The organism is Bacteroides faecis MAJ27 (genome assembly GCF_900106755.1).
Taxonomy (GTDB): domain Bacteria; phylum Bacteroidota; class Bacteroidia; order Bacteroidales; family Bacteroidaceae; genus Bacteroides; species Bacteroides faecis.
The window spans coordinates 89757-108562 of record NZ_FNNN01000020.1; the positions used below are offsets into that span (position 1 = coordinate 89757).

The window sequence follows — 18806 nt, forward strand, 5'->3', positions numbered from 1 at the left end:
CCAATTCGGAAGAAAAATGTTATAAGGGGGAATCATAACCTAAACAATTGACCCGAATTATGAAGAAAACAATCTTTCTGGCAGCGTTGACAGCAGCTATCTTCGCCGGTTGCTCGAGTGATAATCCGATGTTGCCCGTCGAAGGCGGCAACGGGAATAATGGCGGAGAAGGAAATAATGAACTTATCAGCCCGACAGTACGCGCTACGGTCAATACACCGGATAACGCGCAGAGTCCGATGAGCGGAATATTAGAAGTATATCCCTGCCAGGCAGGCACTTCCATTTATTATGGAAACTATGTGGAAGATGTACTGACTCCATTTCCCGGTATGTACACCTTAAAAGACGGAAACACTCTTGGAAACCCCGCACGTGCCATCTCACTTCCTGTAGGAACATACAATATGATTTATTGGGGAACTCCTAAATATGAGGAACCAATCTATAGTAATCCGGCAGTGAAGGACCCGCAACTGACTCTCGGCGGCGATCTGTCTCAGCAGTATTTCGGGCTCCGGCAAAACCTTCCTGATACGACCTATTATCCTGTTTTCGATCTGGTTTATGCGGTGAAGCCCGCCAATATCGGTACGGAAGAGTTAAACGCAGCGATGAAACGAAAAGTCGCAGGTTTGAAAGTGATTGTCAAAGACAAAAACAACGGAATATTAAGCTCCAGCATCTCCGGCATGAAAGTAAATATTGGAGGTATTGCAGAGAAATTGAATTTGTATACCGCAGAGCCGGTCAATCAAACCAAAACAGTCACCTTCCCTTTGGTACTTTCCACAGATGGCACACAGATGAGCAATGCTACTGTCATGTTATTCCCATCGGCTACAAGCCCTCTATTCCAACTAATTATTACATTAAAGAATGGAACTGTAAAAACCTTCAAGCAAACATTGAGCGCTCCTCTGAAGGCAAATACCCGGCTCACCTTAACATTAACTTTAGGCGACATCTTCTCGGAGGAGGAGACCGGAAATTTTACGATAGACAATTGGCAGGAAGAGAGCGAAACAATCGAGGTGCCAAGTTTGAACTGATCGATGAACAGTTCAGCAATTAAAGAATCTGATTTCAGCGATTAAATACAATGATAGTTTCAAGAAAAAGGGCCGGCTCCCGCGGTGGACCGACCCTTTTAATCATCTATTTCAAGTAATTACTGTAGTCTGAATACTACAGGTACAGTATATTTTACTCGAACTTTCTTACCGTTTTGTACTCCGGGTTTCCACTTGGGCATTCCACTTATCACACGGATAGCTTCTTTATCCAAGTAAGCATCTACCCCTCGTACAACTGTCGGACTAGTAATCGATCCGTCCTTGTCTACAACAAACTGAACAATTACACGTCCTTGTGAGCCCATCTCTTGAGACATTGTCGGATATTTGATATGAGTACTCAAATATTTCAGCAATTCAGCTGAACCACCAGGAAATTCAGGCATGATTTCTACACTTACGTGAATAACATCTTCCTCAACTTCTGCAGTTTCCACTACTGGCGGTACCCAAACAACCTTGTAAGGTTCATTCACATTGTCTGGTACTACTGAAACATTATCCGTCACCTCTTCGGTATCATCTACTATTTCGAACAAATCTGTTACTTTAGTTTCCGGTGGAGGGGGCGGTTCCAGTTTTTCTTCAGGGAATGTGATTGGAACGAGCTCCGTTACAAAGATGGATTCATCATCAGATGATAGTGCCGCAACTCTTACATCATGCTGTGTCCATTCGAACGATACGAACATGAAAGCAAGCGCAACAACCAAACCCATCAACAACCAAGAACCTCTTTGATTCTCAATTGCAGCCTTTTTTGATTTTTTGGCTTCCATAAAAAATGTGTTTAAGTAATTAATAATAGAAAATATATAGCATATATACTACTTTTCGTTTTCCTTCTTAAGCATTACTTAAAGTGCTCTCTAGCTGCAATAAATATAGTATTTTTATGGATAGGATGTAACTTTGCTTCTTGTTTATTTCATTCTTTTTCCTTCTTTTGGATAAAATTTATGAAATGGCACTCTGCCTTACTATCTCAGTTCACAAGCAAAATTTGTCTTGCAACTCTTTTTTATATTTCCTGGAAAGAAGTAATTCTGTCACGTTATCAAAGGGTGGATAGAATATACACTTATTATCCTTTATAATCATCAAATAATCAATATTAATAATATAGGATTGGTGTATCTGAACAAAACAAGGCGAATATTTGATTATCTGTTCGGCAGTCATTCCACGTCGTAACACCACTGATAATTTACTGTTAAGTATCACCTCCCATTGTTTACGTTCAGCGCAATAACGAAAAAAAACAATCTCAGCCGGACGCAAGGCACGCATATCATTAGTTGGTGTAAATACTATGAATGTTTGCCCCATATACAATGATGCTCCTATTGGCAATACCTTTTTTGGTTCTGTTTCCATTTGTGCCATAAAACGCGTAAGAATGTTTTTCAACTCCTGCCCCTCGAAAGACTTCAACAAATAATCGAATACAGATTCTCTAATAGCATGTATCATGTACTTTTCATAAGCTGTATAGAAAACCACCCGCATACCCCATGAAATGTTGTCATGCAGATCATGTAGCAAATCCAAACCAGTCATATCCGGCATTTCCACATCCAAAAACAACAAATCTGGTTGTATTTTGGTAATAAGTTTCTCTCCCTGTTTACCATTTCGGGCAGTTCCATCTAAAGAAAAGTATGGATTTCTTCTCAGTTCAATGCTTAACTTCCCAATAGCCACTTCATCGTCATCAACTATAACTACTTTATACTTATTCATATCTTCTGTGTTTTCTTCTGGTGGATATTCCCATAATATTTATCCAGTTACTATTTCATCAAGTGAGGATGCGGTGTACGAGGCACCTGCCTGGCTTTTTCTCTTATACCATATTGATCCGAAGTTTTAAACGAATTAAAATCTCGCAACGGATCATAATTTATATCCTTTGCAAAGAACTCTTCTAATACAAATGGCTCACCAGCTATTGTTTTAATTCTCTCTACAATCAGCTGACGCGATATTGTATTGAAATATAGACGGTTATCATCCATACAACTTGTAATTTCAGAGTGCCAGATACCACTCTTATAGCCCATCCCTCCTTCGAAAAAGCCTGTGCGGGGATACCGGGAATCATTCAGCAAGTGCTTCCAATAGACGCTACCCTTAGTATTATTAAAATCTGTCGTAAGGTTCAGACCAAGGGGAACCTCCCATGCCTGGCTTTCAATTGACTCAGCTGTATAGTTTGGGCTATCGTTATAATGATATTCATCTAATAGTTTACCAAAGCCATGTCCTCCACCTTCATGTACAAAAACATTTTTCCAGTCACCAGTACTTATACCAATACTAGAATTTCCAGACCATTGAAGATTCCCTTCTGTCAGCGGAATAATAGCGTAACTTAATCCGTTATTCCATATCCAACATATACCTCCATAGCGTGAATCATTAACTAAAAGAAAAACAGGAACTTTATCAATAGACGTTTTATTCTCTATGATATCCGGACAGGTAGAACTCACGAAATCGAAAATCTCATTATAATCTTTTACTTGCATGTCCGAGTAATTGTTTCCCCAACTTGTTTTAAAATAGGTGTTTCTCATTTTTCCCGTATCCGTATTTCCCGCACCAGTTTCTTCTGAAACAGTAGGAAGGATATAAACATTGAAATATTCACGATATGATTTATATGGCTCTACAGAGAATAAACAGTTTAAAGCTTCACGTGCACTACTTTCAAACAAGCCATTAGGCGCTAATTCATTGGTGGTAAATCCATCACCTGTTACAACCAGAGTTACCGGATGTTTTTCCCTCATTTTCTGATATACGATAACATCTCCTGTCGAATAGGTTTCGGGAGAATAAAGGCTGCCTTGCGTCACATTGACGCTTTCCCAGCTAGCTACACTAACGCCATTCAATGTAACCTGCCTGTCTCCCAAAACAGTAAGATGCATAATATAATGTACTCCGGAATCAAAAGTTTGGTCTAGTTTTATAAAAAAAGGACTCTCATTAATCTTCAATTCTATGGCTTGTTCATCAGAAAGATGCTGAGGCGGAATTAAAAGTGAAAATCGCCTTGAACTGTTATCAGAGGTTTCCTCTTTTAATTTCATAGCTTCAATACTCGTTACGGTTCCATGAGTACTTACCGCACCATTTTCCAAATTTAATGAACATTGGTTGCACGCTTTCAGATATATATTGGAACAAACATCTGATATCCCATTGGCATAATCCACTTGAAATGTAACTTGTGACATCAAGTGAGAAAAATGAATATCAACCGCTGCTTCAGATATAATGTATTCCTGTTCGGCAAATAACAAATCGCTTTCTTTCTGTTTATTCGCATTATTTTGCAGAGTTGCAACTTCAAATGGCAGAACAGCGTTTACTAATGGCTGCATAAATGGATAATAAGCTACCATCCTCATTTTCTGACCTTTATTCTCAGCAGGGAATGAAAACCGCTTACCGAGTGACCATTGATTGCCGTCAAAAATACAAGCTTGATTATATAAATAGCTGTCAGTAGAGAGCTGACTACCTTGTTCTGTTAAAAATACTCCGATAATATCTCCTGTATTAAAAGAAATACTTGAATCTTGTGGTTTTCCATCAGTTGACTGAAATCCATTAGATATAGATTGACTGATTTCAAAGTATATTCTTTCTTCTTCGTGTTCTGTAGAACAAGCTGCCAGAACAAGCAACATTACTAAGGTACGTAAGCCAGATAAATCAATGCGTTTCATATATCATTCATTTTATTGGACAGTTGATAAATCTATTGTTATCTTATACTCCTTTCCACTTTCTAATATAAGAGGCTCTTGCAATTGATAATGGTAAAAACGACCTTTATATTTGAAATTAATCCACTGTCCGACCGGAACGCTTTGCGGAATGATTATAGCCTCAGCTGTTTGCCTATTTTCGTCATAATACATTTGAATAACCTGTGGTGATATACTTGACTCATAGCTCACTTCTCTGGTAACTAGATTAACGATAGCTCTATTATAGACATTGGTCACTTGTACCCCATTCTTCATATCACTGTTTGCAATAGAAGTAGTATTTATGAATGAAACAGTTAATTTACTGAACAAGTGATTGAATAATAAAGGAATCCCTCCATTGTACTTCTCATAAATAATATCTGTAGTAGAAGCCCATAAGAAATCACTTTGTCTTAATAATTTCCGATTACTTTGATCATTCGGAAGCTGAAAGTAAACGTTTGTGAAGTCTTTATCTAATGTACTGCTAGCATAGGGATAATATCCTATCCCCATAAGTGTATAGGGAACTTTTTGCCAATACAGTTGCATCTCAGAATCCCAGCCAACACTTCCTTTATATTCAACGGGAATATTACTTACCCAACATTCGCTACCATATTTCCACTTTGCAGCTTTGTTCTGATCAAATAGGAAAATTCCAATTTTATCTCCTTCTTCAAATCCTCGTTCCATAGTCGAACGTGTGGATACACTGACAGCAGGAAGAAAGGTTATTATTTCTTTATCGCATTTATCAACTTCTCCACTACTACACGAATGGAATAAAAACAATAGAATAACAATCAGAGTTTGCAAGTATATAACCGTTTTCATAATTATTAGATCTAAAATAAAGAAGAACAAGCCTTATAAGATTAAGGCTTGTTCCTGAAAACATTATTTATTAATTAACGAATACGAGTAATAGTTGCTCCTTTAAACAAGGTGTTTTCATTTACAATCATACCGATATGAGCAATGCCTTTTGCTGTATTCCTATTACTTTCGTTTACATTCTTTACACCATTAGAGTTAAGAATCCAGCATGTATTTTCAATAGTGCCACCCAATTCTCCGTCCTGTCCAACCCCCCATGTTACAGTTTGAAATTGTGTTACACCAGCTGTTCTAGTGTACGTCCAACTGCTTGATTGCAAAATTGGGGTAAAAACTCCTTCTTTTATTTTCTTTGAAAAAGTCCAAGCAACAAAAGCATCCTTACCGGAACCATAAAAAGCAGGATTATATTCTAAAACCCATTGGTAATATTTAGTAGAATAAGCGCCAATGGTTGTTTCCCAACACCACTTATTAGTCTTAGCATCATATGTAACATTATCAACATATGCCATTGGTTGATTTTTTCCAGATTTCGTCGTGATTTCTTTCCTTATAAGTTCCCCTCGTTCACCGTCCTTATTAAATCCTAAGAGGAACAAAACGTGTTTAGTTTGAGGCTCCAGACCATAGAACGAAATTACATAATTATCATTAGGTGTACAGCGGTTTTCATCTGTCTTCATAACATCTATTATTTCTTCATCTGTATATCTTTCAATGAATGAAGCTTCAAACACCACAGCATAGAAATATGTTACATTGTTGCCATACTCAAAGTCTGTAGCAAAACAATCGCTCAACACAACAACAGTTTGAGCTGTCACATTACTTCCTGCTGCCAAGCCGGCTTTCTGAATAATTTTCACTGATTGAGAAGAGACACCTGACGAGGATATATTGAGTGTAACATCCCGATCAGCAGGTGAGTTATTGAAACTGTTTGCTGAAACTTTGATACTAGCATTTCCTACCCCGTTTGTTGAAGATACAGTCAGCCATTCGGGCACTCCACTAATACTCCACGCAGTATTACAAGTGATATTGAATGCTTGTTCTTTTCCCGCTTCTACAAGATTAATTTCTTTCACATCAACAGACAGGGACACAGAAACCCCTTGCTGCACTACAGATACAGGTTCAGAAATCTCGCCTCTTTCACTTTGTACCATAAGTGTACATTTACGTTCATCTATATCTTTGTTCTCTTGAGCTGTTAAAACAACAGAAGCATTTCCTTTACCCGATGAACTGGATAAAGACAACCATCCCGAAGCTCCGGTTATAAGCCATGAGACATTACTTTGGATTTTCAATACTTGCGAATCTCCGTCCGAAGAAAGGGTAAATACATTAGAAGACACTGCCAATCGTGTTTCCGCTTCATCATCGTCACTACCTCCGCAACTTGCTATAACAAGCGCAAGAATGAATGTTAGCAAATAATTTCGTTTCATATGCTCATTGTTTTGTGTGTATGCAGTCCCAGATCATACTGTTTTAATGTAACTGAATTTAATTTATATGAAAAACTATGGGGACTATACTAAATTAGCCATCGATATAAATATCTTTTCTTTTAAAAACAAGATAATTAGCATCAATAGTTCCATATATATATTTATTATAACCGTAAATATTCACTACTTAACCATGGAATCCGTCAGAGTATAAAAATTTAGATCGATAGAAAATGGTTATATTCTCTTTTTTTCAATTGCATGTAAGCTAAAATAATCATATTGTCCCCAACTACCAGAATAAGTGTAGGTTGCAGTTTCAAAATCTCCTTTTGTTTTATAGCCAAAGTCTTTCAATTGATATGCAGCTTCTATAGCATCAGGAGTAACCATCTTAACCACATTCAAAGTTACATTATATGTACTAGATTTATTAATTGAATATGAAAGTCTAATTGTATTCCCATTAAGACGCTCTAAATTAAGTTTAATATTCTTTCCCACTGTTTCAATTGATGTCTCTTTATAATAAGTGACCTTGTTATTGTTCATTGTATATGGTCTCAAATAATAAACTGTACCAAGTTCCAATTCGGAAAGATTGACAGTACGATAATATGTATCAATCATTTTTTGTGAAGTAGTTTTATCTGAAATAGTAGGGTGTGGTGACTTTCCATAACATATACCAGCAGTTAGGTAACTATCAGCAGTTTGATACTTATCCGGATTTGTGTAAGATATACTTAACGAAGCTCTATTAGGAAATATATTTGCAGATCCTAAATAAACATATAATTCTTCTGATTCGTCGCTCATAATATCTTCTGGATTCTGCGTACCTCCAGTACCTACAACAAAATTTCCATTCAAAGAGTTACTATCCTCCTTTCCATCAGACTCCCATTCATCATAGCCTTTATAAGTACCTTCAGATTCTGAAGTAAACAAAAGTTCCACTTCATAACAATGAGCAACCATTTTATCAATTATACGAATCGTGTATTCTATAGTTAATTCTGCTCTGTTTTCACTTGTCTTTCTATATATATAATATGTATCTTCTATTTTCCAGGATGTATCGGAAGGAATCATTGATATCACTCCATTAGAGAAAAAAGAGAGAGCCCAAGCAATTGAATTTGGACCTGAAGATAAGTTCAGACTTTTTCCAATCAGTGTTTCTGGCGCATAGCCTAAACTTTCACTACTATCATCTTTATTACTGCAGGAGTTTAAAATAAGACTAAATGATATCACTAAAATTGTCAATAAAGTTTTCATATCTATAGGTTATTTTATTGTAAATGTCCCTGTTATTGTTGTTTTCTTATTGTTTGCGTTAGTTTGAACTCCAGAATATGTACCTGCTATTTCTGAGATAAAAACTAAATCTATATCAAATTTAAAAGTCCCATAATTATATGTCCCATAATATGGAATATATGTCTTTTTTGTAGCTTCCAAATAATAGGCAGCTTGGTTTTTATTTGTTATTACATAAGAATAAGATGGAGGGTATTTTTCATAATCAACTGTCACGTTATTAACTACGACACCTGATTTGAAATGTTCTGCGGAAAGTTTGATTGTAGCATCATTATTTCTCAGTAGCAAAGTCTTTCCTTCTAATTGGAAAGGACAATATCCATTAGCTGATTTGCTTTCATCAGAATCTTCGCTACAACCACACAGTAACAGTATGATAAACAGACATAGAAAAATACAATATTTTTTCATGTTTTGAATGTGTATATAGATTGATTACTATTGGCAAAGATAAGAAACTGGATAAAATAAAAAAAACACAATAAATGCGAAATATGATTATCAGGTCGTTTCGAACGACTAATTGAATGAAATTCGTGCTTAAACGGGCAATAAATTATATCAATGTCTAACATAAGATATGATTTCAGATACTCTCGGACAGATTACCACTTTCACATCTAGATATTGGTAGAAATCACTTATATATTTCAAACTTAATACAGTTTTAGAACACAATATAAACAGCATTTTAGGTTTCAGTCAGCAAAACATAAAACAAAAATATACAGCATAGCATTATATTTTGCAGTATAGATCATATTATCGCATTTTAGTTCAACACCTATTTTTCACCATTTTTTTATTCACTTTTTTATTTATTACTTTGCATATATTGTTATGTGATTATCTAATACCGACAATCTCACATACTTAATAAAAAGCACTAATTAAGACAAACTAATAAATTATGCATGGAGAGACTACCTCTGTAAAAAAAGATATCTTTCCATTTAATCTATAAGCTTTATGTTAGACACAGGACAAGTTATAGCAGATAGATACGAACTACTCAAACAATTAGGAAGAGGTGGTTTTTCAGAAGTTTGGTTAGCACTGGATAAACTCACAGATGTTAAAGTAGCCATTAAAATATATGCGCCGGGTATGGGGCTTGACGATGCCGGGATTTCTCTCTTTACACAAGAATTTTCTTTAGTATTTGATATTAATCATACCAATTTATTACATCCTACTTACTATGATTGTTGGGAGCGAATGCCATATCTGATTCTGCCCTTCTGCAAAAACGGGTCTATATTCAAATACCTCACTGACAATAATCGAATCACAGAAACCGAAAGTTGGCATCTACTTCATGATGTTGCCGAAGGACTAGCCTATCTTCATGCAAAGCTTCCTCCTGTTATTCATCAAGATATAAAACCTGATAATATTTTAATTAATGATGAAAACGGGTATATGATAACCGACTTCGGAATCAGTACACGAATTAGAAGTACATTACGTAGAAATCAAGGGCAAGAACTAAGTGGAGGCACATTAGCTTACATGGGACCCGAACGTTTCGGTCCATCCCCTGCCCCTATTATGGCAAGTGATATCTGGTCATTAGGGGCGACAATGTACGAACTGCTAACGGGGTTACCTCCCTATGGTGATCATGGAGGTCTGTTGCAGAAAAACGGTGCCGATATTCCACTTATCAATAATGAGGAGTATTCACAAGAGCTTAAGGAGATCGTTTATAAATGTCTTGCTCTAAACACATGGGACAGACCTACTGCCAGACAAATCGCTGATTATGCCTTCCAGCATATCAATGGTAACTCGGTGCCTCTCAATATACAAAGTTCACAACAAACGACCTCTGATCTTTCATCAAAAGATGAGATAAATGAAATTCAAACTCCAGAAGGGCAAGAAAATTCTTCATTTGAATTAAAGGATAATCATGAGTCCTCATCCATTCATTCTGATGCAGAATTTCCTGTTATGCAATCATCCGATATAAAAAAGAGAGTTGCTACGCTGTTTAAAAGAGAGCATCGCAAACTCATTATTATTGCGGCTATAATCATTATATGTGCAACCATTGTTACTATCTATCTAGTAACAAGCGGAAAAGAACCGGAACCGGAGCCAGAGCCAAAACAAAAAACGACTTTAAAAACCAATATTAACGATAGCATCTGTATGACAATCATTCAAGAAGGCAATAATTACAAAAGCCAAGGTAACATCTTTCGAGATAAAATAGATACTTTAAGACAGAATAATGACTCCGTTTTTGAAGATTTCTATATAAATGCTATCAAGAAGTATCGTGAAGTAAATCACTACAAAGATTCCATTTCTAAGGGAGTATATATGAATGCAGAAGATCAAATAAAGCAAGTAGAAATTATATTAGATTCTGCATACAATCTTTTTATACTAAAAGCAGATACCATGAGAATGAAAGAGTATGACCAAATAGAAGCAGCTGAAGTTTTCGAAAATCGTGCAAAGAAAATAGAACCATATATAAATATAGACAACAATAACAATGAAGAAATGCATTAAGTTACTAATTCTAGTCTTCGCTCTTGCTATGCCAATAAGTACATGGGGGCAGTGTGCCGCCATTTACAAAAAAGGGGAGACAAGCATGAAAAAAGGAAGATACAGGGAAGCTATCAAGTCCTTTAAAGCAGCAATGAAATGCGACAGCAAACTGGAGCAGGATTGCAAAAGTAAGATTAAGGAATGCGAGGAGAAACTCAAACCGGCTCCCAAGTCCACTCCTGCCCCTGTCATCGAAGTTACCAGACTTGCCATTACCCCAGATTCTGTAAGATTTGGCTATGAGACGACAAAGGCCGAATACATCAAAGTAGATAGTGCTCCGGAAGAATGGACGGCAACTTCAGATTCAAACTGGTGTAAAGTGATTCCTCATGGAAAAAACTTATCTGTAAGTTGTGAAATAAACCAACTGACTTCAGAACGTAAAGCCACTGTTACCATTAGCAACGGGAAAATGGAAGAAACAGTCAAGGTCGTTCAAAGCGGTCAAAAAGAATTCATCAATATAGCATTGGACAAATTGGAGTTCGGTTCCAAAGGCGAAATTAAAGAATTACCAATAAAGACGAATACTGAATGGGAAGTAATAAATATTCCAAGTTGGTGCGAAGTCATAGCAAAGGACAGTGACAAACTGATTCTAAAAGTAGCTAAAACCAAAAAAGCCAAAGAAGGAACTTTGATAGTAAAGACAAAAGGAGGAGAAATTTCTTCCGCCATCCTCTCACAGAAAAAAGGAGGTATATTTTAAGATGATTAAAGATGAACATACATGAATCGTCATTTTAGGTGTCGACTTATTTATACTTTAAGTGGTTCAACAATTAAAATAAGTTCTTATGAGATGTATGAATTGTGGTTGGGACAATCTATCTGATACAACGGTCTGTCTAAAATGTGGACAAAGATTGAGTATTTCGACTGGTTACGCCAACAATCAAAATGATTTTGTGTCAAGAGAAGGTTATGGAGAAGCCACCCCCAAACCCACAGTGCTAAATGCAAATCCTAATAGAGAAAAGTGCAGAAAAACTGTTGTATTCCCCACTTTGAATGAAGCTGATACCCATTCTGCTATCACACAGCCTGCTACAGAATGCCCGAACTGCAGTTATCCGATAGTAGGTGAATTTACAAGCTGCCCTTGCTGTGGAACGCCTCTGGAAAGAGCCGATAAATCCGCAGACGACAAACATAAAAAAATAGAAGAAAAAACATCTTTCTTGCCGGAAGATAAAATGGCTTGTCAGGAATGCGGAAAAGAGATAGATATTACCTGCTCATTCTGTCCGCACTGTGGTATCCGTGTACATCGTCCCACTATCCGACGACAGATAAAAAATATAGCAGAAACAGAACCGGAAGATATTACACCTCATTGTTCTTTAACCATCATTCCGGAAGAGAATGAAAACATTCCTTCAGAAAAAATGGAATATGAAGGAAAATCGATCATTTTGAACCGGGAAAACACAGAAGTATCCAACCGGACTATCACCTCAAAGGAGCAAGCAGAAATAGTTTTCGAAGACGGACATTGGTATCTGCTCGACCGGAGTGAACTAAGGACAACCTTTATTCAGGCAAACAGAAAAATAGAGATCATACCTGATGATATTATCGTATTAGGTGACCGAAGATTTAAATTTGAAAGTGATTCATTGTGACCAACCAATCTGTCGATAGATGTGATTATAATGTAGGAGAATACATCGATAACCGTTATCGAGTTTCCAAAACATTAGGCGAAGGTTCTTTCGGTAAAGTATACCGAGTTACGGACAACGCAGGTAAGGACTATGCGCTGAAACTATTGAGACTTTGGGAGGTTCCACCCGAAATACGGAAACCATTGACAGATCGTTTTGAAATGGAATTCAAAACTGGGCAGATAGACTGTGAATATTTGGTGAGTTCTATAGACTATGGCATGGTTGGGGGCAATCCCTATATCGTCATGGAGTATTGCCCGGGAGGAGATTTGACACCCTATTTAGGCTCTCAAAACAGTAAAATCCCTTTAATTTGCCAACAAATCCTTCTTGGCCTACATTCTTTACATATCAGAGGAAAAGTCCACCGCGACTTAAAACCGGAAAATGTTCTTTTTAAGAGCAACGGAGTAGCTGCGCTAACAGACTTCGGCATAGCGGGCGATAGAAATAAACGCATGACGGAACGTAACATTTTCGGCAAGCCCAATCAAATATTCGGAACTTATGCCTATATGCCCCCCGAACAAGTGAACCGTATGCGAGGTGAAGCCACAGTTCTACCTACTACAGATATTTTTTCTTTTGGAGTATTGGCCTTCCAACTTTTGACCGGTAGCCTGCCCTTTGGTGAATTAACCAGCCATAATGAATTGGCTCTATACCAAAAACGAGGAAAAGATGGAGACTGGAACCGCCGGAAGTTAGCACAGATAAAAAACGAGAAGCAATGGGATCGACTTTTTTCAGGGTGTCTGAATCCCGATTTTAAAAACCGCTTTCAATCCGTCAAGGAAGTTTTGAAATATCTGCCGGAGACCCAACAGGTCCCTATGGAAAGGGGATATTGCCCACCACAAACTGTCCAAGGTTTTTGCATGCGTATCATGCAGGGCGAAGAGTATGGAAAGCTTTATCAACTAAGCGAATTTGCCACACATGGTTACAGAATACTTACTATCGGCAGAGAGCCTGATAATCTGCTGCCTGTAACAGAGCAGCAAAGTACTTATGTATCACGCCATCATTGTACACTGGAAACGACACCTTCCGGTGACCATTGGATTATTCGGGACGGACAATGGCAAAAAGAACAAAAAGTATGGCAGGAGTCCAGCAACGGCACTTATGTCAATTCTGCACAAGTCACCCAGCAAGGTTACAGGCTAAAGGTTGGCGATATCATATCTATTGGAGACGTAAAAATGAGATTTGAAAACTATTAACTATATATTAAGTAGTATGGATACACAAAATTACAAACGTACCCTAGCCGGCTCAGTAGGTGCCGGTATGGGAGCATTGATGGGTGCTTCAGGCAGAACTTACTTCATTCTGGAGCATAAGACTCCATCAAAGTATCATCAGGCAGGCGAATCTCAAAAAATCATTGTCGATCAAGTAGAGCTGGGTAGAGATGCCTCCTGCCAAGTACGCTTTGATGAAAGTTTCGAAACAGTGAGCCGCAAACACGCTGCAATTGTACGTGATGGTGAAAATTGGAAACTAATTCATCTCTCACACTCCAATCCGACATTAGTAAACGGACATCCGATTAATGGTTCTTACTATTTACAAACTGGAGATGAGATACAACTATCTGTAGGAGGACCACGTTTGGGATTTATTGTTCCGCAAGGTCGCCAAGCATTAACTTCCAGCATCGGATTGACGGAAAGAATGAGCCTTTTCCGTAAACAGGCTCTACGCCCCTACAAGACGGCATTGACCATTATGGGCATTGTTTTTGTACTGGCTGTTGCCGGTCTGGCTGCATGGAACTACAGCTTAGGTGTGAAAAATGAGTTACTGGCAGAGAAAACTGAACAACAAGAACTGCAATTAAGAGGTTATCAAAATCAGTTGGACTCACTAGGAACAGAACGCGCAACTTTAGAAACACAACAACGGGAACTAGAAGCTAAACTACGAAATAGTGATGGAAATACAGAAGCATTAAAGTCACAGTTAGCTAGTGTAAATAATCAATTAGGCAATGTAAATGCCAGTTTCTATAAAGTAAAATCTGACTTGGACAACCTTTCGAGCACCATAGCTGCTGAAAATGCAACACCAGCAGCAGAAGAAGCCAGTTATAAATCACAGACAACTCAACAGGCGAAAATTCAAGATAATGTAGAATCGGATGTGGCAGAAGAACAAAACAGTAATGTTTCAAAAGATCTGAAAGATTATTATGATCACATCTATACCATTAAGATTGACCGAATAGATATAGAAAAAGACGGTATCAGTTTTGATCCAGGCATTCAACTATCAGACATAGTATGCGGAACAGGCTTTATGCTTGACAATGGTACATTTGTTACAGACAGGCAAAACGTAGAGCCGTGGGTTTTCACAAATACTGAATGGAAAGAACTGTGGCGCAGACTATTAGCCGAATGCGTCGGAGGAGGTTGTAATGTTATTATCCATTACCGTGCATATAGTACAAAAGGTACAGGAAAACCCATTACATTTGTTAATTCCGACTTTAAAGTTGATCGCAGTTATGATGATATAACTCACGAAATAGAAGTAACAAAGTCACTTAGAATATTATTAAGGAAACAAGGAATTAAATTCACATATAGCCGTAGAAACTACGTAAAAGTCAGCATATATTCACCGACTTCTCGCAGCTACGCTTATATCAGAGGTAAAGGTACTTATGGAGAAGGAATACCTTTTGATGCAACAGCATCCGGCAATCTAAGTGGAGGTTCTGAAATTCATATGGTCGGATATACAGGTAACACTAATATCCACAATCCTATCCCGTCTCACTTCAATGACAGAACTAACATTGATGATACCAATAATGGTACTATCATATTACAGAATAGAGTAGGCGAACAAGGTTATTATGGTTCACCGGCTTTTCATTTAGACGAGGAAGGATATAAAGTTGTTGGTGTCATGGTAGGAAGTGTCCAAGGCAAAGACCGATTGGTTCCAATAAGAAATGTAATACATTAATAAATTATGTCTGAGATAGAAATTAAATTAGCGGCAGGCACCGATGTTGGTTTAGTCAGGAAAAACAACGAAGACAACTTCGTAGTAAACCGAGATTTAAGCCAATCGGAATGGATCATTCCTCAATCCTCCGAAACCATTCCATTAGGCAAGTATGGCACTTTACTGGTAGTAGCTGACGGAATGGGTGGCACTAACGCCGGAGAAGTTGCATCCGCCATTGCCATTGAGACGGTGCAAAACGCATTTACACCAGAAAAGCTGGACAAGATCGTAACATTTGAAGGTGAGATGGCTACAGAAGAAGCTATTGAAGAATTCTTGACCAAGACTATTAAAGCCGCTGATTTAAATATTGTCAATGCAAGTAAAGAAGATAGTAGTACCCAAGGCATGGGTACTACTATTGTCATTGCCTGGATATTAAACGAAAAAGCCTATATTAGCTGGTGCGGTGATAGCCGCTGCTATGTTTTCAATGGCAATTCGGGATTCTGCCGTTTATCCAAGGACCACTCCTACGTACAAGACTTGGTCGATCAAGGCAAGCTGGATCCGGAGAATGCTTTTGACCACCCCTATAGCAATGTCATAACTCGTTGTTTAGGCGATCCGACCAATCGTTCCAATCCCGATTTCCGCTCTTACAATCTAAAAAACGATGACATTTTTCTGCTTTGCAGCGATGGTTTATGCGGTTTATGTCACGATGAAGAAATTATGCAAATCATTGAGGAAAATCAAAATGATTTGGTGGCCTGTAAAGACCAACTGATAGAAGCCGCTCTTGCTGTCGGCGGATATGACAATGTTACGATAGTACTTTGTCACATTATCCGGAAAGAGACGGACGAGCCCAAAGCTAATCTGAACAACACTGTATTCAGCAAACCAAATAACCATAAATTTCGAAAAATAGTTCTATTACTTTTTGCCTTAGCTTTGTTACTGGGGGGGTATCTTTATAAAAACCCACAGCTATATGCAAAGTGGAAAACTAAGATTGATCCGGCAGATACAGTCATTGTTACAGAAACAGATACCTCAGCGATCTCTCTTCAACCAGATTGACAAACTTAAAAAAACATGCAGTTCAACAGTGGCGACATATTTGCTGAACATTATCAGCTGAAGAAAAAGTTAGGAACAGGAAGCTTCGGAGAAGTCTGGTTAGCCCGAAACACATTGGCAGATGTAGAAGTTGCCATAAAGTTTTATGGCCTGTTAGATGATAACGGCATAAAAGACTTTCGAGAAGAGTTCAAACTTGCCTATAAATTGCATCACCCCAACTTATTACATCTTAATCATTTTGATGTATTCGAAAGATGTCCGTTCCTGATAATGCCTTATTGTTCCAATGGTTCCTCCGCTACCTTGATCGGTAAAATGTCCGAAAAGCAAATCTGGCATTTCATACGTGACGTATCATGCGGACTCATGTTCTTGCACAGTCAAAACCCGCCAATCATCCATCAGGATATAAAGCCCGATAATATTCTAATCGGTGATGATGGTAAATTTATCATTTCCGACTTCGGCATTAGCCGCAAATTAGAGCATACTTTCCGTAAAAGTACTAACAAAGTAAAAAGTTCCGGAACACTTGCTTATATGGGACCGGAACACTTTTCTGAGAAACCATTTATTGCAGGTACCAGCGACATATGGTCTTTAGGCATGAGTATTTACGAATTGCTGACCGGTCACATTTTATGGGAAGGTATGGGTGGTTGTGTCCAACTGAATGGTGCACGTATCCCAGCCTTAGATAACGGCTATTCTCCCCAACTGGACCAGTTTCTTCATGCATGTCTCTCGCTTAACACATGGGATCGTCCCACAGCTCAACAAGCTTATAACTATGCTAACTCTATGCTAAAGCAAGAAGTAAACCATCTGCATTCACCATCAGCGGTACATACCTCAACACCTCCACTCCCACCAGCACCATCACGTTTACAAAAAAGAATTCATCTCTCCAATATAAACAAACGCATGGCAGGATGGATTATTCTCAGCATATTATTCCTATTCATGCTGATCAAAGGAGTTTCCGCATTCTTCGGAAGTATAGAGGAAGAACGCAGATATAATGCCTGCCAAACAACAGAAGATTTCCTACATTTCCTGAATCATTATCCTGCCTCATCCCATGCTGAATTTGTGAAACAGAAAATTAGGATATTGACAGAAGACAGCATAAAAAAAGAAATACAAAAGAATAAAGTAATCGCCCCAATAAGTGTAGATACTATAGAAGCGGAACAACCTAAAACGGAAGAAATAGTAGCAAAGCATCCTTCCTGGTCACGTCCAAAGCCTAAAATAGAAATCGTTTCCCCCGCTCCTGATACAAAAAAAGTCAAAAGAGAAGAGGAAGAACATATGTTCCTCAATTGTCAGACCATAACCGATTATGAGAAATATCTGCGACAATATCCCAAAGGAAAGTTCGCTTATAAAGCCAAAAGGGCAATTCAACAAATAGAGTCCGGAATGATGGAGAGTCATCCGGCACAGGAAATACACGTCAAAAAAAGCACTAGAGTAAGTTTCGGTCTATAAGCACCAATTCCAATATATAGATTATTTTCATCCTTTTCTCTATCACCTGTCACCACTTGTGTAGTCCAAATCATTAATGCTTATCACCTGAAGTATTAATAGATAAGTTTCACTCTATCGGAACTAAACTTCCTTTTCTCTAATAGATAACTTAATTTTTACCTATTACAAACTATAAACGCAAGCTTTGTTTTTATAAACGTAACCTTCATTTATAAAAACGAAGCTTGCAATTTTATAAACGAAGCTTGCGTTTATAGATTACCATTAGAAAAAACAACTTTACTGCCCAAAGAAAGGAACTTTACTATAGGAAGAGAAGAGCTTTTCTATTAACAGACAACACGCAAACCTATAATAGATAACGAACAAACCAGCATAAACTACCAATACAATAAAGAGCCTCAGAAGATGGTGAAAGAGAATATAAAAAATGGGAAAGTCTTTTAGGGACTATCCATCTGATTGTGTAAATAGAAAACTACGGGATTTTTCTCGTAGTTTTTTTATTTATGTATTAACTTTGTAAAAATCAGATTTAAT

General features: G+C 37.7%; 15 protein-coding genes. 8 read left to right on the forward strand and 7 right to left on the reverse strand.

What is annotated here, in order from left to right; genetic code table 11:
* Window positions 1-59 precede the first annotated feature (59 nt).
* The gene (locus tag BLW31_RS16930; protein ID WP_010535584.1) at window positions 60-1052 is read left to right on the forward strand and encodes a FimB/Mfa2 family fimbrial subunit; all 993 of its coding nucleotides are present in this window, start codon (window positions 60-62) and stop codon (window positions 1050-1052) included.
* Window positions 1053-1171: 119 nt separating this feature from the next.
* Here the strand turns inward: BLW31_RS16930 and BLW31_RS16935 are convergent, their stop codons facing one another.
* From BLW31_RS16935 to BLW31_RS16965, 7 genes are all read right to left on the reverse strand, one after another.
* Entirely contained in the window at window positions 1172-1855 is a 684-nt protein-coding gene (locus tag BLW31_RS16935) for an energy transducer TonB (protein ID WP_010535585.1), read from the reverse strand.
* Window positions 1856-2066: 211 nt separating this feature from the next.
* On the reverse strand, window positions 2067-2819 hold the full coding sequence (locus BLW31_RS16940) for a LytR/AlgR family response regulator transcription factor (protein WP_010535586.1): 753 nt from the start codon (window positions 2817-2819) through the stop codon (window positions 2067-2069).
* A gap of 50 nt (window positions 2820-2869) precedes the next feature.
* Window positions 2870-4816 carry a fimbrillin family protein gene (locus BLW31_RS16945; protein WP_010535587.1) on the reverse strand — a complete coding sequence of 649 codons (1947 nt, stop codon included), beginning with the start codon at window positions 4814-4816 and terminating at the stop codon, window positions 2870-2872.
* Between the two features lie 12 nt (window positions 4817-4828).
* Window positions 4829-5680, reverse strand: coding sequence for a fimbrillin family protein (locus BLW31_RS16950; protein WP_010535588.1), 852 nt, complete (start codon window positions 5678-5680; stop codon window positions 4829-4831).
* A gap of 74 nt (window positions 5681-5754) precedes the next feature.
* Window positions 5755-7140: a BACON domain-containing protein gene (locus BLW31_RS16955; protein WP_010535589.1), complete on the reverse strand. Its 1386-nt coding sequence runs from the start codon at window positions 7138-7140 to the stop codon at window positions 5755-5757.
* A gap of 240 nt (window positions 7141-7380) precedes the next feature.
* On the reverse strand, window positions 7381-8427 hold the full coding sequence (locus BLW31_RS16960; protein ID WP_010535590.1) for a hypothetical protein: 1047 nt from the start codon (window positions 8425-8427) through the stop codon (window positions 7381-7383).
* Between the two features lie 9 nt (window positions 8428-8436).
* Entirely contained in the window at window positions 8437-8883 is a 447-nt protein-coding gene (locus tag BLW31_RS16965) for a hypothetical protein (RefSeq protein WP_010535591.1), read from the reverse strand.
* A gap of 558 nt (window positions 8884-9441) precedes the next feature.
* Between BLW31_RS16965 and BLW31_RS16970 the strand changes: the two genes are divergently transcribed.
* The 7 genes from BLW31_RS16970 to BLW31_RS17000 all read left to right on the forward strand — a co-directional run bounded on the left by BLW31_RS16970 (window position 9442) and on the right by BLW31_RS17000 (window position 18263).
* The gene (locus BLW31_RS16970) at window positions 9442-10998 is read left to right on the forward strand and encodes a serine/threonine protein kinase (protein WP_010535592.1); all 1557 of its coding nucleotides are present in this window, start codon (window positions 9442-9444) and stop codon (window positions 10996-10998) included.
* Window positions 10999-11083: 85 nt separating this feature from the next.
* Window positions 11084-11752 carry a BACON domain-containing protein gene (locus BLW31_RS16975; protein ID WP_010535593.1) on the forward strand — a complete coding sequence of 223 codons (669 nt, stop codon included), beginning with the start codon at window positions 11084-11086 and terminating at the stop codon, window positions 11750-11752.
* 88 nt (window positions 11753-11840) lie between these two features.
* Window positions 11841-12668 (forward strand): double zinc ribbon and FHA domain-containing protein, encoded by an 828-nt coding sequence (locus BLW31_RS16980; protein WP_022300884.1) that lies wholly within the window; start codon window positions 11841-11843, stop codon window positions 12666-12668.
* Entirely contained in the window at window positions 12665-13939 is a 1275-nt protein-coding gene (locus tag BLW31_RS16985; protein ID WP_010535595.1) for an FHA domain-containing serine/threonine-protein kinase, read from the forward strand. The genes BLW31_RS16980 and BLW31_RS16985 overlap by 4 nt, the downstream gene beginning before the upstream one ends.
* Before the next feature lie 16 nt (window positions 13940-13955).
* Window positions 13956-15695: an FHA domain-containing protein gene (locus BLW31_RS16990; protein WP_010535596.1), complete on the forward strand. Its 1740-nt coding sequence runs from the start codon at window positions 13956-13958 to the stop codon at window positions 15693-15695.
* A 6-nt stretch (window positions 15696-15701) separates the two neighbouring features.
* Window positions 15702-16766 (forward strand): PP2C family protein-serine/threonine phosphatase, encoded by a 1065-nt coding sequence (locus BLW31_RS16995; protein ID WP_010535597.1) that lies wholly within the window; start codon window positions 15702-15704, stop codon window positions 16764-16766.
* Window positions 16767-16781: 15 nt separating this feature from the next.
* Window positions 16782-18263 carry a serine/threonine-protein kinase gene (locus tag BLW31_RS17000; RefSeq protein ID WP_010535598.1) on the forward strand — a complete coding sequence of 494 codons (1482 nt, stop codon included), beginning with the start codon at window positions 16782-16784 and terminating at the stop codon, window positions 18261-18263.
* Window positions 18264-18806: the final 543 nt, after the last annotated feature.

Excerpts from the sequence above, each read along its gene's own strand:
- BLW31_RS16930 (WP_010535584.1), top strand. The coding sequence starts at position 60 with ATGAAGAAAACAATCTTTCTGGCAGCGTTGACAGCAGCTATCTTCGCC.
- BLW31_RS16935 (WP_010535585.1), bottom strand. The coding sequence starts at position 1,855 with ATGGAAGCCAAAAAATCAAAAAAGGCTGCAATTGAGAATCAAAGAGGT.
- BLW31_RS16940 (WP_010535586.1), bottom strand. The coding sequence starts at position 2,819 with ATGAATAAGTATAAAGTAGTTATAGTTGATGACGATGAAGTGGCTATT.
- BLW31_RS16945 (WP_010535587.1), bottom strand. The coding sequence starts at position 4,816 with ATGAAACGCATTGATTTATCTGGCTTACGTACCTTAGTAATGTTGCTT.
- BLW31_RS16950 (WP_010535588.1), bottom strand. The coding sequence starts at position 5,680 with ATGAAAACGGTTATATACTTGCAAACTCTGATTGTTATTCTATTGTTT.
- BLW31_RS16955 (WP_010535589.1), bottom strand. The coding sequence starts at position 7,140 with ATGAAACGAAATTATTTGCTAACATTCATTCTTGCGCTTGTTATAGCA.
- BLW31_RS16960 (WP_010535590.1), bottom strand. The coding sequence starts at position 8,427 with ATGAAAACTTTATTGACAATTTTAGTGATATCATTTAGTCTTATTTTA.
- BLW31_RS16965 (WP_010535591.1), bottom strand. The coding sequence starts at position 8,883 with ATGAAAAAATATTGTATTTTTCTATGTCTGTTTATCATACTGTTACTG.
- BLW31_RS16970 (WP_010535592.1), top strand. The coding sequence starts at position 9,442 with ATGTTAGACACAGGACAAGTTATAGCAGATAGATACGAACTACTCAAA.
- BLW31_RS16975 (WP_010535593.1), top strand. The coding sequence starts at position 11,084 with ATGAAAAAAGGAAGATACAGGGAAGCTATCAAGTCCTTTAAAGCAGCA.
- BLW31_RS16980 (WP_022300884.1), top strand. The coding sequence starts at position 11,841 with ATGAGATGTATGAATTGTGGTTGGGACAATCTATCTGATACAACGGTC.
- BLW31_RS16990 (WP_010535596.1), top strand. The coding sequence starts at position 13,956 with ATGGATACACAAAATTACAAACGTACCCTAGCCGGCTCAGTAGGTGCC.
- BLW31_RS16995 (WP_010535597.1), top strand. The coding sequence starts at position 15,702 with ATGTCTGAGATAGAAATTAAATTAGCGGCAGGCACCGATGTTGGTTTA.
- BLW31_RS17000 (WP_010535598.1), top strand. The coding sequence starts at position 16,782 with ATGCAGTTCAACAGTGGCGACATATTTGCTGAACATTATCAGCTGAAG.